This is a genomic window from Alterinioella sp. (assembly GCF_058343375.1).
In genome coordinates this window covers 1-15,891 of sequence record NZ_JBTUJH010000056.1, presented here as the reverse complement: position 1 = coordinate 15,891, position 15,891 = coordinate 1, and the positions used below count along the sequence as shown (strand labels likewise).

12 protein-coding genes and 1 pseudogene are annotated in these 15,891 nt (G+C 62.9%); 5 read left to right on the top strand and 8 right to left on the bottom strand.

The window, feature by feature from the left end:
• Positions 1 to 6 precede the first annotated feature (6 nt).
• The 3 genes from ACW8PS_RS08690 to ACW8PS_RS08680 form a co-directional block, all read right to left on the bottom strand.
• Entirely contained in the window at positions 7 to 1,308 is a 1,302-nt protein-coding gene (locus ACW8PS_RS08690) for an MFS transporter (protein ID WP_491526970.1), read from the bottom strand.
• 87 nt (positions 1,309 to 1,395) lie between these two features.
• Entirely contained in the window at positions 1,396 to 2,460 is a 1,065-nt protein-coding gene (gene queA, locus ACW8PS_RS08685) for a tRNA preQ1(34) S-adenosylmethionine ribosyltransferase-isomerase QueA (RefSeq protein WP_491526969.1), read from the bottom strand.
• Positions 2,460 to 5,717, bottom strand: a complete 3,258-nt coding sequence (locus ACW8PS_RS08680) for a hypothetical protein (RefSeq protein ID WP_491526968.1) — start codon at positions 5,715 to 5,717, stop codon at positions 2,460 to 2,462. Before ACW8PS_RS08680 ends, queA begins: the two co-directional genes overlap by 1 nt.
• 126 nt (positions 5,718 to 5,843) lie before the next feature.
• On the opposite strand from ACW8PS_RS08680, the gene ACW8PS_RS08675 reads away from it, so the two are divergent.
• The 4 genes from ACW8PS_RS08675 (at position 5,844) to ACW8PS_RS08660 (ending at position 9,193) form a co-directional block, all read left to right on the top strand.
• Positions 5,844 to 6,305, top strand: a complete 462-nt coding sequence (locus tag ACW8PS_RS08675; RefSeq protein ID WP_491526966.1) for a peroxiredoxin — start codon at positions 5,844 to 5,846, stop codon at positions 6,303 to 6,305.
• A 14-nt stretch (positions 6,306 to 6,319) separates the two neighbouring features.
• The gene (locus ACW8PS_RS08670; RefSeq protein WP_491526993.1) at positions 6,320 to 7,132 is read left to right on the top strand and encodes a ferritin-like domain-containing protein; all 813 of its coding nucleotides are present in this window, start codon (positions 6,320 to 6,322) and stop codon (positions 7,130 to 7,132) included.
• Positions 7,133 to 7,314: 182 nt separating this feature from the next.
• Complete coding sequence (locus ACW8PS_RS08665; protein ID WP_491526965.1) at positions 7,315 to 8,637, top strand: DUF5930 domain-containing protein; 1,323 nt, start codon at positions 7,315 to 7,317, stop codon at positions 8,635 to 8,637.
• A complete protein-coding gene (locus ACW8PS_RS08660; RefSeq protein WP_491526964.1) occupies positions 8,627 to 9,193 on the top strand; it encodes a bactofilin family protein in 567 nt (188 codons plus the stop codon). Before ACW8PS_RS08665 ends, ACW8PS_RS08660 begins: the two co-directional genes overlap by 11 nt.
• A gap of 60 nt (positions 9,194 to 9,253) precedes the next feature.
• Here ACW8PS_RS08660 and ACW8PS_RS08655 read toward each other — a convergent pair whose 3' ends face one another.
• The 4 genes from ACW8PS_RS08655 to ACW8PS_RS08640 all read right to left on the bottom strand — a co-directional run bounded on the left by ACW8PS_RS08655 (position 9,254) and on the right by ACW8PS_RS08640 (position 14,601).
• Positions 9,254 to 10,039: a DUF2189 domain-containing protein gene (locus tag ACW8PS_RS08655; protein WP_491526963.1), complete on the bottom strand. Its 786-nt coding sequence runs from the start codon at positions 10,037 to 10,039 to the stop codon at positions 9,254 to 9,256.
• Positions 10,040 to 10,197: 158 nt separating this feature from the next.
• A complete protein-coding gene (gene prfB, locus ACW8PS_RS08650; protein WP_491526962.1) occupies positions 10,198 to 11,325 on the bottom strand; it encodes a peptide chain release factor 2 in 1,128 nt (375 codons plus the stop codon).
• 69 nt (positions 11,326 to 11,394) lie between these two features.
• Complete coding sequence (locus ACW8PS_RS08645) at positions 11,395 to 13,986, bottom strand: penicillin-binding protein 1A (RefSeq protein WP_491526961.1); 2,592 nt, start codon at positions 13,984 to 13,986, stop codon at positions 11,395 to 11,397.
• A gap of 192 nt (positions 13,987 to 14,178) precedes the next feature.
• Positions 14,179 to 14,601: a PaaI family thioesterase gene (locus ACW8PS_RS08640; protein WP_491526960.1), complete on the bottom strand. Its 423-nt coding sequence runs from the start codon at positions 14,599 to 14,601 to the stop codon at positions 14,179 to 14,181.
• Positions 14,602 to 14,699: 98 nt separating this feature from the next.
• Between ACW8PS_RS08640 and ACW8PS_RS08635 the strand changes: the two genes are divergently transcribed.
• The gene (locus tag ACW8PS_RS08635) at positions 14,700 to 15,494 is read left to right on the top strand and encodes an enoyl-CoA hydratase (RefSeq protein WP_491526959.1); all 795 of its coding nucleotides are present in this window, start codon (positions 14,700 to 14,702) and stop codon (positions 15,492 to 15,494) included.
• Between the two features lie 136 nt (positions 15,495 to 15,630).
• Here the strand turns inward: ACW8PS_RS08635 and ACW8PS_RS08630 are convergent.
• A pseudogene (locus ACW8PS_RS08630) lies at positions 15,631 to 15,891 on the bottom strand (carboxypeptidase M32); the annotation flags it as partial.

Here is a 15,891-nt window from a genome sequence, read left to right as displayed (position 1 = left end):
CCGGGTTCAGCCCGACGGTGTTTCCGGGGTGGTCGTTTCGTTGCTGTCCGCCATTTCTTCGGCGGCCTCGACATAAAGCTCCTGCGCCGCCTCGACCGCATAGGCCGATGAGTTTGGCATCATGGCGCTGTAGGGAACGGCGTCGTAATCCTCGGCCTCGGAGGCATAGGCCGATTGGCGCTGCGTCATCCGCCAGCCGCCGTAAATGGCCATCACGGCCAGCGCGAGGGCCAAAAACACCCAGAACCCGCCTGGCCCGAAAACGCCCATCAGCCAGCCCACCATCGGCGGCCCCATGATTGCGCCAAGCCCGTTGACAAAGACCAGCCCGCCCGAGGCGGCGGCCATTTCATCGGTTTCGAGATAGTCATTGGTATAGGCGATGATCAGCGCATAAAGCGGCTGCGCCAGCCCGCCGGTCAATACGCCCGCCACCAGCAGCGCGGCAAAACTGGCACCGCTCAGAAACCCGACCGCCGCCGAGAGCGCGCCCGCCGCCGCAACCCCCGTGATCAGCACGCGCCGGTCCATCCGGTCCGACATCCAGCCGATCGGATATTGGAACACCAGGCCACCAACGAAAAAGGCCGAGACCAGCATTGCGATCTGGGTCACGCTGAGCCCCACCTGAGTGCCGTAAACCGCCGTCATGCCGAACTGCGCCGAAAACACGAATCCCATCAGGAACATGCCGACACAGCCGAAGGGTGAATTGCGGTAGAGCTGGATCAGGCTCATCGGTTTGGCGGTATCAAAGGATGGTGTCGGGGCGGCGGATAGCAAAATGGGCGCGAAAGACAGCGAAACCAGCACCGATGGGATGATAAAGAGGATATAACCGCCGGGATCGCCAAACCCGAGCATCGCCTGGCCCAGAATGAGCCCGGCCATCTGGAACAGCATATAGGCCGACAGCGCCTGGCCGCGATTGGCGTTCGAGGCGGCGTTGTTCAGCCAGCTTTCAGTGGTGACATAGACCCCCGACAGCGAAAACCCGATGATGACGCGCAGCGCCATCCAGGCATAGGCATTGGGCAGCACCGGATAGAGGATCAGAACCGCCGAGATGAAGGAGCCGAGCGCCGCGAATACCCGGACATGGCCGACCCGCCGGATCATGCCGGGGGCCAGTTGCGAGCCACCCAGAAATCCCACGAAATAGGCCGAGGCAATCAGCGACAGCTGAAAGGTTGAAAACCCTTCGATGCCACCGCGAATGCCCATCAAAGAGCCTTGCAGCGAATTGCCCACCTGCAACAGCATCAGGCCCAATAGAATGGCCCACGCGCTGGCCAATACCTGTTTCATGGCGTTTATCCGCCCTTATGGTCGCCCCCATAGTGACAGCCAAATATCTGGAAACCTACCATAAAACGACGTGAAATCGGCTCGTTCTCACTCATTTGCGTCAGAATCGGGGAAAAGCAACGAGGCATCGCCATAGGAAAAGAACCGATAGCCTTGCGCCACGGCATGGGCATAGGCTTTGCGAATCCTGTCTTGGCCCATCAGGGCCGAGACCAGCATCATCAGGGTTGATTTGGGCAGATGGAAATTGGTCATCAGCGCATCGGCGGCCCGAAAGCGGAACCCGGGATAGATGAAGATATCGGTCTGGCCCGACCAGGCGGTGACATGGCCGTGGCGGCGGGCTGCCGTTTCCAGCAATCTCAGCGCCGTGGTGCCGACCGGAATGATCCGCCCGCCGGCGGCTTTGGTGGCGGCGATTTCGGTCGCGGCGGTGGCGCTGATTTCGCCCCATTCGGCATGCATCTTATGGGTGGTCACATCGGCAACCGTGACCGGCAGAAACGTGCCCGCCCCGACATGCAGCGTGACATGGGTAAACGTGACCCCACGCGCCAGCAGCGCCGCCAGCAGCGGCTGGTCGAAATGCAGCGACGCGGTGGGGGCCGCCACCGCCCCGGGGTTGCGCGCCCACACGGTCTGATAATCCTCGCGGTCGCGATCATCGGCCGGTCTGCGCGCGGCAATATAGGGTGGCAGCGGCATGGCACCGGCGGCCTCGAGGGCGCTATCGAATGCGTCGCCCTCCAGGTTGAAGCGCAGCCGCAGCCCGCCCTCAAGCCCCGCAACCTCAGCCGACAGCCCGGCCCCGAATTCCACCACTTCGCCAAGCGCCAGCTTGCGCAGCGGTTTGGCCAATGCGCTCCAGCTTCCATCGGGTTGTGGTTCCAGCAATGTGACCTCGATCCTTGCCGAAACCCGGCCTTGCGCAGAATTGCGCCAGCGCTGCCCGGTCAGCCGGGCCGGAATGACCCGGGTGTCGTTCAGCACCAGCCGGTCGCCGGGGCGCAGGATATCGGGCAGATCGTGGACATGGGCATCGCTGAGCCTGTCGCCACGCGCCAGCAGCAGCCGCGCGGAGGATCGTGGCCTGGCGGGCCGCGTCGCAATCAGGTCTGCGGGCAGGTCAAAATCAAAATCACTCAGGTTCATCACTGGATCTCGGGCGGCGGGCTGCGGAAAATCTCGCGGAAGATACCGGGGGTCAGGACCGATAGCGGATTTACGGTGACAGTGCTGTTATCAGGTGGCCCCCGCATCCGATAGGTGAAACCGAACAGCCCCTCGCGGCGTGGCGAAAACAGCGCGCCCATCAACCCGTTGACCAGATAGAGCGGCGACACCACCCCCTGAAAATCGACCACCTCGGCCTGGGTGTCATAGACCCCGTCCAATGACAGGCCCATCGCCGGGCCAAGGGCTGTGCCCTCCACGATGGTGATGGCGCGCGGGCTGATGCGAAAATCGGCCCGCACCGCCCCAAGTGTAACGCCCTCACCCGTTGCCATCTGCTCGATCAGCCCCACGACCGAGACCAGGCTCAGCAATTCCGCAAAGGCGGGCGCATCCCTGAGGCGCGGGTTATCGATGGTCAGAAGCCCGGCATAATTGCCCTGCCCCGGATGCGGCCGCAGGATCAGGTCGAAGGCACCGCCATAGGCATTGTCATAGATGCCACTGGCCCTGAGCACCGCGCCGCCATCATCGGACTGCATCCTGAGCGACATGCCATCGGCTTCGCCCAGGATGGAGCCGGTGACACTGGCGCGCCCGCCGACCAGCCCGCGGAAATCGCCGCTGATCGGGCTGCCACCGATCCGGGCGCTGAGATTGGTCAGATAGATGCTATCGGTCACCGTCAGACGATCCAGCAGGATCTGCATCGGCAGGCTGCCGGAGGCCGCCGCGCCGGTATCCGAGCTTTGCGGCAAGCCGCGCAGATCGACCCTGCCGCCGGTAATGCGCACCATCGGCGGCCCGCCGTCTTGAGCAATCAGCCCGCCGGTGACGTCGATCCAGTCGCCAATGGCAAAATGATCAATGGCCAGTTGTGAAAAACGGGTGCCGTCAAGCGCGACCGAGCCGGTCAGATCCAGCCCGGCACCGTTGATTTCCAGCCGCGGCACCGACGGGGTTTCGCCAAGCGTCACTTCTGCCAGCAAGACACCGGTCTGCGGGCCGGTCAGCCGCCAGCCAAGTGCCGGAATGGCCAGGGCGATGCCCGCCAGATCGGATCGCAGCGTCAGTTCGGCGGCCCGCCCCGGTGACAGATCAAGCGTGAAATCACCATAGCCCTGCCCCTGCAACATGCCATCGGGCAGGACCACGCCGAAATCTGCCAGAGCTTCGGGCGTCAGCGTTGCGGTGCCTGCGATCTGGCTGTCGGGCGATGATCCCGGGCCGATGGCCCGCGACCAGCTGGCATCGGCCAGAAGCGCATCGAGCCGGGCCGCGCCGCCGATTTCAATTCGCGAATTATCGGCGTCGATCGCCAGCGCATCGGCGCGCAGCGCACGGCCCGCGACCAGCGTATCGGAGCGGACCTGCGCCAATCTGCCGCCAATGCGGAAATCAACGTCTTGCGGCGTCAGCCCCCGGCGCAGGATCAGATCAAGCCGCACATCGAGATCGACACTGCCGGTGGCCACCGTGGCGGGATCAAACGGGAACTGATCCAGCAGATGCAGCGGCTCGGCCGCAATCAGCGTCAGGGCCGCGGGCACATCGCCGGCAATCGCCAGATCAAATCGCGTCTCGGGGCGGCGCAGGCGGATATCGGAAATGCGCATGGTGGACCCGGCAAGCTGAAGCTGGCCGCCATTGGGGGCAGTGATCTGGCCGCCATCCAGCGCCAATGTCAGGGTGTTGTCGGCAATGGTCAGATAGCCGCGCCCGCCCTCGATCGGGGCCATGCGTTGCAGGGCGCGCACCCGGGCCTCCTCGAAATCGAATGTCAGGCCGAATTGCGGCGCGGTGCCCGGGCGCAGGCGCAGGCCCGCATTGAGGTTGCGGATGGTGCCGCCCAGAAGGTTCGCGGCCAGCCAGTTTCTTGTATTGGTGATCGAGGCCAGCGGCCAGAGCGGCAGCACCCGGCCTGCGTCAATCTCGGCGCTGGTCGCATCAATGCTGAGGCTGAGCCCGCCATCGCCGACCGCGGCGCGCCCGCGGGCGCGCAGATGCAGGCCCTCATCATAGAGCACCAACTGCCCCAGATCGATCCGCAGATCCGGGAAGATCTGCAACCGCATGTCCAGCGCGCCGCCTTGAAACTGCACCGGGTTTTCCAGAATGCCCGGCATGTCGGCGGTGATCTCGCCCATCCGGAGCTGCGCGACATAGACCGGCCCCTCCAGCAGGTCGGCATAGCCGCTGATGCTGGTCGACAGGTTCGGCGCGACGATGGTCAGATCCTGCACCTGCAACCGGCGCGCGGCGGCGTCATAGTCAAAGGTCAGGTCAAGCCGGTCCAGCGCAATCGGATCGACGCCCGCACCGGGATGGATCTGGCCCGCGGCGACGCGCAATTGCCCGGTCAGATGGCCAAGCGAGGCATCATCGCGGATCACGGTTGTCAACTGGCCGCTCATCGGGGCCTCGATCAGCGACAGCCAGGTCAACGCATCGCTGATGCCAGCCACATCGCGGGCGCGCAGGTTCTCGAAAGCGGCGACAATATCGGTCTCGCCCTGCGCCGCGCGCCTTGTAAAGCTGAGGTCGAGCCGCCCCGCCTCGGCCCCGGCAATATCGCCCCCCACAGTCAGCGTCAGCGCACCATCGACGGGCACCAATGACAAGGTGGCATCCGCGACCTCAAGCCGGTCATCGGTGCCTGCGTTTTCGATCACCAGATCGACGCCTGCAGCGGTGACGCTTTCGAGATAGTCAAACACCGGTTGGGCAAACATCCGGTCAATGCCCGCCAGCGTCTGTGCCAGATCGCGGGCCTGGCCTGCGGCACCGCCGGCAAAAGCCAGATCGAGGCTGCCATCCTCGGCCCGGACCAGCCTGAGCCCGGCCCCCGCCAACTGCACCCGGCGCGGTCGGAGCGTGCCCGTCAGAGCCGAACCGGGGTCGATCGACACGGCAAGCTGCGGCAGCACCATGCGCGGCTGGCCATCGACCGACATCGCGACATCGGAAAACAGCATCTGTGGCAACATGGCATCGCGCGACAGCCGCATGCCGACACCGCCAAGCGTGACATCGCCCCCCGGCATGGCGGCGTCGATGCGGGCCTCGATCCGGGCGCGGGCCCAATCAGGCAGCGCAATCTCACGCCCGCCGGGCGGAAAGGCCAGCGCCAGCAGCCCCGCCGCAAGCAACAGCACGAAGATCGACAGCCCCCACAGACACCAGCGCATAACGCGCCTGCGCCGTCGCGGCTGCGGGTCGGGGGTGGGGTCTGCCATCGGGTGCGCCGGATTGATGAGGGATGCCTGTTATATTCAGGCCTTATTCTTGCGGTATTTCCCCTGGCTTGCAAACCCGATATGGCCCCGACATGGCAAAGACCCGCCGAAGAAAGGACCCTCTCGATGATTGCAGTCAAGGACATCGCCCCCGATTTCACCCTGCCACGCGAAAATGGCAGTGATCTGACACTGTCCCACCTGCGCCCCGGCGCGGTGGTGCTGTATTTCTACCCGCGCGACGATACGCCCGGCTGCACCACGGAGGCGCTGGATTTCACGGCGCTGAAGCCTGAATTCGAAGCGGCTGGCGTGACTGTTCTGGGCATCTCGCGCGATAGCGTCGCCAAACATTGCAAATTCATTGCCAAACATGATCTCGGCATCGGGTTGCTGTCCGATACCGATGGCGCGGTCTGCGCGGCCTATGGCACCTGGGTTGAAAAAACCCTCTATGGCCGCAAATCCATGGGCATTCAGCGCGCCACGTTTCTGATTGCCGGCGATGGCGTGGTGGCGCAGGTCTGGCCCAAGGTAAAGGTCGCGGGCCATGCCGAAGCGGTGCTGGCGGCGGCGCGCAGCCTGTGACCACGCTGAGCGAAATGGCCTGTGCGGTGCTGAACACGGCCGATGCACGCGAAAAGACCCGGCTCAGCCGCGAACTGGCCGCGCAGTGGTTTGCCGCGCGCCAGGGCACCACCGCGCCGATTGAAGTGGGCATCGCGGTGCCGCCCGATATTCCGGCCCGGCCCGAGCGCCCGGAATTGTTGAGCCCGCGCGATGTGGCGCGCCGCAAACCGGGGACCGAGGCCGGGCGCAAGGCGCTGCTGCATGCGGTCGGCCATATCGAGCTGAATGCCGTCGATCTGCATTGGGACATCATCGCGCGCTTTGGCCATATCCCGATGCCGATGGGGTTTTACGATGATTGGGTGAAATCGGCCGATGAGGAATCGAAGCATTTTCAACTGATCGAGGATTGCCTGTTTGAGATGGGCAGCTTTTACGGCGATCTGCCCGCGCATCTGGGCATGTGGCGCGCGGCCGAAGACACCCGCGCCGATCTGATGGGGCGCCTTGCCGTTGTGCCCATGGTTCTGGAGGCGCGCGGTCTGGATGTGACACCCGGCATGATCGAGGTCTTTCGCAACGCCCCCGACCCCGCGGCAAAGCAGGCCGTGGCGGCGCTGGAGGTGATCTATGCCGAGGAAGTTCACCATGTCGCCTATGGATCGAAATGGTTCCACTTTTTATGCGGGCGGCAGGATATCGACCCCAAACAGGCCTTTCACCACCTCGTAAAACGCTATTTCCACGGCCCCCTGAAACCCCCCTTCAATGAGGAAAAACGCGCCGAGGCGGGCATCCCCCCCGACTTCTACTGGCCCCTTTCTGACAGCGGATCAGTCACTTGAGCAGCGAATCACCGACTGATTTGGGCGGAAACTTGCCAAATTGTGGACAAATTTGGGTTTTCCGGTGTCTGTGACAAAAAAAGGTTTGAGGCGGGCACGTCTTTTGGCTTAACCCGGACTGGTCGGGCCTTCTTGTGGGGACAGGGGGACCCGGCATAGACGAGGGAAATGGGGCAGAAAACGTGAAATTCAATTTGGCCAACCGCATGAATGCGGCTTTGGAAAGCTGGTTGCCGGAACAACGGCTGTTTCTGAAATCCGACAGGGGCATGCGCTATGTCCGGCTGAAGCCGGTGACACAGGCCATCATGATCACCGGGTCATCGCTTTTTGTCGGCTGGACCGTGATTGTGACCGCGATCTTTCTGATTGATGCGATCAGCGCCGGGGGCGTGCGCGAACAAAGCGAGCGGGCGCAGCTGGCCTATCAGGAGCGGCTGAACCAGCTCTCCGAGGAACGCGACACCCGCGCCGCCGAGGCGCAGGCCAGCCAGACCCGGTTCGGGGTGGCGATGGCGGAAGTGTCGGATATGCAATCCCGGCTTCTGGGCTCCGAGGAGCGCCGCCGCGAGTTGGAAACCGCCGTTGAGGTGATCCAGACCACCCTGCGCCGGGTGATGAGCGAACGCGATGAAGCGCGCAGGCAGACGACGCAGCTTCTGGCCGAGCTGGAGGCCGAAACCGGGTCAACACAGACCGTCGCCGGCCGGTTGCGCGATCTGGAACTGACGCTGGATTACATGGCGACCGCGCTGGAGCGCACCGCCGATGAGCGCGACGATGCCTATCAGGTTGCCGTCGCCGCCCGCGACGAGGTCGATGAGCTGGAATTCACCGCAGCCCTCGCCGATGAACGCAACGAGCGGATTTTCGCGCAGTTGGAAGAGGCGGTTCTGGTCTCGATGGAGCCGCTGGACCGGATGTTCAGCGCGGCCGGGCTTTCGACCGACGATATCATCGATCGGCTGCAGACACGCTATCAGGGTCAGGGCGGGCCGCTGATGCCCATCACCATGTCCTCGCGCGGCGAAGCCCCCGATCCGCTATCGCTCAGGGCAAATGAAATTCTAGGTCAGCTGGATGCCATAAACATGCGCCGTATCGCTGCCGAACGATTGCCTTTTTCCGAACCGGTCTATCAACGCACCCGGTTTTCATCGCCCTTTGGAATGCGCAACGGGCGCATGCATAACGGCGTCGATCTGGCGGCCCCGACCGGCACACCGCTTTATGCAACCGCCGATGGTGTCGTCACGACCGCCGAGCGTCAGAACGGCTATGGCCTGATCGTCAGGATCCAGCATGACCTGGGATATGAGACAAGATTCGCCCATATGTCGCGCCTCAACGTAACCGCCGGCCAAAGGGTCTCGCGCGGGGACAGGATCGGTGATATGGGGAACACCGGACGGTCAACAGGGTCTCATGTTCATTATGAGATCCGGCGCAATGGCACACCGCTCAACCCCATGAGCTACATTACAGCAGGTAGAGATGTTTTCTAAATCCAAGATCAATGAGCCCGGACCCAAACAAGCCGGATCTTCCTCCGATCAGTCGCAAGCGGCGTCTGCATCTTCCGACAAATCCTCGAGCGAACGGACGTCTATGCCCTTGACCAGCAACAAGCCAAAACCCCCCGCATCGACGCTCAGCACGGATCTGACCATTGTCGGCAATCTGCGCACGACCGGCGACATCATGGTTGAAGGTCACGTTCAGGGCGATATTCGGGCCCATCTTCTGACGGTTGGCGAAGGGGCCACCATCGAAGGCGAGATCGTGGCCGATGACATTGTGGTCACAGGCCGGGTGATCGGTCGTGTGCGCGGCTTGAAAGTGCGCCTGACGGCCACCGCGAAGGTCGAAGGCGACATCGTTCACAAGACCATTGCGATCGAAAGCGGGGCCCATTTCGAGGGCTCGGTGCAGCGTCAGGAAGATCCGCTTGCCTCGGGCAGCGGTGCCGCCCCTGCCCGTCTTGGCGCTGGTGCCGGAGCAGGCGCAGCCAAGCCTGCAGTGCCGCCGCGCAAACCCAAACCTGCCGATGCCGAGGCCTGAAACAGGGTTTTCCGCTGACACGTCAAACAGCCCTCCGCATGTCGCATGCGGGGGGCTTTTTCATGCGTCGCGCAGCGCCCGGCGATAGATATGCCAACTGGCATGGCCAAGAACCGGCAGCGCCACAAGCAGCCCCAACAGCGCGGGCAGCATGGCGGCAAAGGTCAGCACCGCAATCACCAGCCCCCAGGCCAGCATCACCTTGGCATTGCGGCGCACAGTGCCGAGGCTGGTCAGCATCGCGGTGACGAAATCCAGTTCCTTGTCCAGCAGGAGCGGCAGCGAAATCACCGTCAGACAAAACAGCACCAGCGCGAATCCGGCACCGAACACCGTTCCGACCAGCAGCATCAACAAGCCCTCGGGCTGAAACAGATAGGCGTAGGAGGATGAGACATTCATCAACGCCGATGGCCCCAGAAACAGCGCAAACAGCATATGGGCAAAAAACGACCAGAACAGGAAATAAACGATGATCACCCAGGACATCAGGGGCAGTTGGCGCAGGCGCTGGTGCCACACCACGCTCAATATATCGCTGAGGCTGCAATCCTTGCCCTGCTCCAACCGGTGCGAAACCTCATAAAACCCGACCGCCAGAAAAGGGGCCAATAGCGGAAAGCCAACGGTCATCGGAATGGCCCACCAGATCTGTTCGGTGACGAAAAGGAAGTAATAGATCGCCCATCCGCCAAGCACACAGAGCCCCGAAAAGAACAGCCCCATCATCGGTGCCCGCCGAAAATCACGCCATCCCGCGGCAAGGGCGAATGTGAGGTCGCCCATCTGCATGGTCTGGATCTGCGGCACTTTCGAGGCCGCCGGCATGGTGCCTGTATCGCTCATCTCGCTCAACTCCCCTGTCGGCAAAATGCTACGGGAAGAGGCTTATCCTTGCCAAGATAAAACCAGCCGCCGGAACACGGAAACATCGCCACCGGGCGGGGGGAAAACTTTTCCTGCAAAAGTTTTCAAATTTCTTTCGAAAGAAATTTCGTGGCGCGTCAGTCGTCCGATTGCGCCTCGGCGCGGCTTTTGCCCGCCACATTCATGGCCAGAGTCGCGGCCATCAACCCATCCAGATCGCCATCCAGAACGCCGGATGTATCGGAGGTTTCAAAGCCCGTGCGCAGGTCTTTCACCATCTGATAAGGCTGCAACACATAAGACCGGATCTGATTGCCCCACCCGGCATCGCCGGCGCTTTCATGGGCCTCGTTGACCAGCGCGCTGCGCTTGTCCAATTCCATCTGATAGAGCCGCGATTTCAATGCTTTCATGGCAATATCACGGTTCTGGTGCTGCGATTTCTCGGAACTTGTCACCACGATCCCGGTCGGCGCATGGGTGATGCGCACGGCGGAATCGGTAGTGTTGACATGCTGCCCGCCGGCCCCCGATGACCGGTAGGTGTCGATGCGGATATCGGATGGGTTGATCTCGATTTCGATATTGTCATCGACCACCGGATAGACCTTGACCGAGGTGAATGAGGTATGCCGCTTGGCGGCGCTGTCAAATGGCGAGATCCGGACCAGCCGGTGCACACCCGATTCCGATTTCATCCAGCCATAGGCATTTGGCCCCGATATCTTGTAGGTGGCCGATTTTATCCCGGTCTCCTCGCCGGCGCTTTCGGCCTGCAATTCCACCTCATAGCCCTTTTTCTCGGCCCACCTGACATACATCCGCGCCAGCATCGCGGCCCAATCGCAGCTTTCGGTGCCGCCGGCACCTGAATTGATCTCGAGGAAGGTGTCATTGCCATCGGCCTCGCCATCCAGAAGCGCCTCAAGCTCTTTCGCGGCGGCGCTTTTTGCCAGCGCGGCCAGCGCGGCTTCGGCCTCCGCGACGATCTCCGTGTCACCCTCCATCTCACCCAGTTCGATCAGCTCGATATTGTCGTTCAGACCGCTTGAGATGGCCTTGTGAGAGCCCAGTTTATCGACCAGCGCCTGTCGGTCGCGCATCAGTTTCTGCGCCCGGGCGGGATCGTTCCACAGATCGGGATCCTCGACCCTTGCGTCGAATTCCTCCAGCCGGTGCTGCGCTGTCTCGATATCCATGCGCTGGCCCAGAAGCTCCAGCGATTTCCGGATCTTTTCGATATGGCTTTGGGTTTCGGCCCGCATGATGCTCACCTGACTGGGATCGGAGTTTCAAGGGATGTAGACGAGCCTCGGGGTGGCTGCAAGATACCCCTAGTATAGCCCGCCTGACGTCAGTTCGCCAAACCCTGTTCCGGTTGGCACCCGCGCGGTTTCGCCGGTTGACGTGGTCACGGTGGCCCCGCTCTGATCGACCGGGCCACCCTCGACCAGCGCTGCGTTATCGGATGCGCCGCGGGCGATGATCGGCAGGTTGGTTCCCATGCCAAACCCGCCATCGACGATCGACAGCATGCCAAAGAACGGCTCCTCACCGATGCGGAAATATTCCGCCACCACATCGGGGCCGCTGGCACTGTCGGGCAGACGCTGACCCGAAAAGCGGTCGATATTGTAGAATTGCCCACCCGGTGGCACCCGGAACGGCCCGCCGCCATATTCGGCGACGGCCTGCTGCATGAATTCGTTGAAAACAGGTCCGCAGGTGCCGCCGCCCGACGCGCCGCGCAGGCTGCGTGGGTTGTCATAGCCGATGTAGCAACCGGCCGCGATGGTCGAGGTGAAACCAACGAACCAGACGTCGCGCGAATCATTGGTGGTGCCGGTCTTGCCCGCCGTCGGCACGCCCAGATTGATCCGGCCCGCCGCGGTGCCACGTTCGACGACGCCGCGCATCATCGAGGTCAGCTGATAGGCGGTGATGGCATCGATCACCCGTTCGCGGTTCGACACGATGACCGGTGCCCGGCCGGGTTCGAGCGAGTCCCGCAGGCAATCGCGGCAAATTCGCTGGTCATGGCGATAGACGGTCCTGCCGAACCGGTCCTGAACCCGGTCGACCAGCGTCGGTTCCACCCGCTCGCCGCCATTGGCGAACATCGAATAGGCTGCGACCATGCGAAACAATGTGGTTTCCTGTGATCCGAGCGCATTGGCCAGATAGGGGTCCATGTCATCATAGACGCCGAACCGTTCGGCATATCTGGCCACCGTTTCCATACCCACATCCTGCGCCAGCCGGACCGTCATCAGATTGCGCGACCGAACGATGCCGGTGCGCAGCGGAGCCGGGCCGTAGAACTGGTTCGAGGCGTTGGTGGGCCGCCAGATGCCTTCGCCGGTATCGACCTCGATCGGCGCGTCGATCACGATGGTGTTCGGGCTGTAGCCCGAATCCAGGGCCGAGGCATAGACGAAGGGCTTGAAGCTCGATCCCGGCTGGCGGGTGGCCTGCGTGGCCCGGTTGAACCCGGAATACTGGTAGGAAAAGCCGCCCTGCATCGCCAGCACGCGGCCCGAATTCACATCCATCGCCATGAATCCGCCCTGCACTTCGGGGATCTGGCGCAGGCTCCAGCGGATAAAGCTGCCATCGCTGTCCGATGTCATGGCGCGCACATGGATGACGTCGCCCACCTCCAGCAGATCGCCGGGGGTTCTGGCGCGGTTGCCGACATTGCCATCGCCATCAATCGGCCGCGCCCAGGTCACGTCCTCGGACAGAATCCATTGGCCATCTTCGTCATCCTCAACCCCTTCGATGCCGATCCGGGCCCGGGTGTCGCCAATCTCCAGCACGACGGCGGCATACCAGCCATCAACATCGCGCGGAAACTCCACATCGGCCAGCGCGTCGCGCCAGACCGCTTCGCCGCCTTCCAGATCGCCCGGGTCGATCGTGACCAGCGGTTCGCGCCACTGGCCCTGATTGCGGTCATAGGTTTCCAGCGCCCGGCGCAGGGCGACCTCAGCGGCCCGTTGCAGGCTTTCATCCATGGTGGCGCGCACCGCATAGCCACCGGTGAAAAATTCGTCCTGACCGAAATTGCGGCTCAGCTGGCGGCGGATTTCATCGGTGAAATAGCTGCGCGAGGGCAATTGCGCGCGGAAAGGTTCGATATGCCCGCCCTGCACGGTCTCCAACGGGGCGGCCTGGGCGGTCTCCATCTCGTCACGGGTCAGATAGCCGTTTTGAAACATCTCGCGCAGCACGTAATTGCGCCGGCTGACCGCGCCCTCATAGTTGCGCACCGGATGCAGCGCGGTGCCGCCCGATTGCGGCAAGGCGGCCAGATAGGCGGCCTGTTCGGGGCGCAATTCGCTCAGATCGGCGTTGAAATAGGTCTGCGCCGCGGCGGCGACGCCAAAACTGCGCTGGCCCAGTTCAATCTCGTTGAGGTAAAGCTCCATGATCCGCTCTTTGCTGAGCGTCTGTTCGATGCGCGCGGCCAGAATGATCTCGCGGATCTTGCGTTCAACCCGGCGTGACCCATCCAGAAGGAAGTTCTTGACCACTTGCTGCGTGATGGTCGAGGCCCCGCGCATTTCAGTGCCGCGCGATCGGATGGCATCGATCAGCGCCGCCGCAATGGCGCGCGGATCATAGCCCGGATGAATAAAGAAATTCCGGTCCTCGGCGCTGACAAAGGCATTGACGACCAGCGGCGGAATCTCGTCATAGGATGCGTAGATCCGACGCTCTGCGGCAAATTCATCCATGATCTGGCCTTCACCCGAATAAATCCGGCTGATGGTGGCGGGCGCGTATTGCGCCAGCATATCATAATCGGGCAGATCGCGGGCATAGGTGAAGATGACACCGCCAACGATCAGCGCACCCATCACCAGACCATTGGTGATGAGACTGAAAATCGCTCCGAAAACGGAGAGGATGAAACGGATCATGCGCGCGCGACTCCCGGGGGGTTGATGACAGCCCTTATAGGGGCCCCGATCGGGGGGGTCAAAAGCCTGAATGCACGGGTGGCGGCTTTTCGCGGGATAAATCCGCCAAACCGGTTGCGGCGGGGTCAGACTGGGTCGCGCCAGCGCCGCCCATGGGCAGATCCGGGCAGCCCGAGGCGGCACCTGTCGCGGCTACCTGTCGGGCGGAATTGCGTAGGTCATCGAGGCCCGCGCCACCGGGTCGGGCCTGCCTTGCGAATAGATCAGGCAATCGCCCACCGCCAGCCGCCGCCCCAGTTTCAACAGCCGCGTATTACAGATCAGATCGGCCCCCGCCGCCGGTCTGTGCATGAAATCCAACGAGATATTCGTGGTCACCGCCAATGCGACCGGCCCGATCATCGCCAAGACCGACAGATAGACCCCGATATCGGCCAGCGCGAATATCGCGGGGCCAGACACCGTGCCGCCGGGGCGCAGATGTATTTCGCGCACGACAAGGCGCACCCTGATCGCCATCTCGGACACGTCCTCGATGATGAAATCGCCGCCAACCTGCGGAAATTCGCGGGCCAGAAACGCCTCAAGCGCCGGTTTATCCATTACAACTGCCATTGCCCTGCCCCCGTCATTCACCATAGGCTTTGCGCGAAACCCGTGCCAATGACAAGAGGCCGGTGACAAGAGGCAGGTGACAAGAGAAGGAATGGGCCATGACTGAGGATATTCTGATCCGCGAGGATCTGGGCGCCATCACGCGGCTGACCCTGAATGCCCCCGCCAGCCTGAATGCGCTGTCGGATGCGATGCTGGCGCGGCTGCGGGCCGAATTTGGCGCCTTGATGGAGGATACCGGCCAACGGGTGATAATCCTGCGCGGCGCGGGCAAGGCGTTCTGTGCCGGCCACGACCTGAAGGAAATCGCCCGAATGCGCCAGTCCGATGACAGGGGCACGGTGGCGCTGCGTGATCTCTTTGGCCGCTGCTCCGAGGTCATGCAGATGATCCGCCGCCTGCCGCAGCCGGTCATTGCGCAGGTCCATGGCATTGCCACGGCGGCGGGGTGCCAGCTGGTCGCCTCCTGCGATCTGGCCGTTGCCGCCGATGAGACGCGCTTTGGCGTCAATGGCGTCAATATCGGGCTGTTCTGTTCAACGCCGATGGTGGCGCTGAGCCGCAATATCGGGCCCAAGCAGGCCTTTGAGATGCTGACCACGGGGCGCTTTGTTCTGGCGGCCCGGGCCGTGGAACTGGGCTTGATCAACCGCGCGGTGCATACCGACCGGCTGGAGGTAGAGACCATGGAGCTGGCGCAATCCATTGCGGAAAAACTGGGGGCGGCGGTGCGTATCGGCAAACGCGCCTTTTATGAGCAGCTGCACATGACCCTGGATCAGGCCTATCACTATACCGGCGCGGTGATGGTCGAAAACATGCTGATTGATGACACCGCCGAGGGCATTGTCGCCTTCCTTGAAAAACGCCCGCCGAACTGGTCGCAAGACTGAATGCAAGGCCGGGCGTCACGCGCGTCAGCACCAAAGCGACAGCAAGGCGACAGCGACCGCCCCCCCGGACATGCCCGCGCGGGCCGCTACGGCGCGCGCGCAATTGCGCCACCGATTTGGCCTGCGTGGCCATGGCTCAGACCCCGTAGATGGTGCCGAATTTGGCGTCGAGATAATCCAGCAGCGGGGCCTCGCTGACCGCCATCCGGGCCGCGTGTTCGACAGTATCGCGGGGCGCGCGGAGCCCGCCATGGGTTTGCAGCTTCGCCGCCATCCAACCCGTCGCAGGCGAGGGATCGCCCACTGCCAGATGCGCGTCCAGATCGGGGATATCCTGACGCAGGGTCTGAAACAGGCACCCGGCATAGACATTGCCAAGCGTATAGGTCGGGAAATA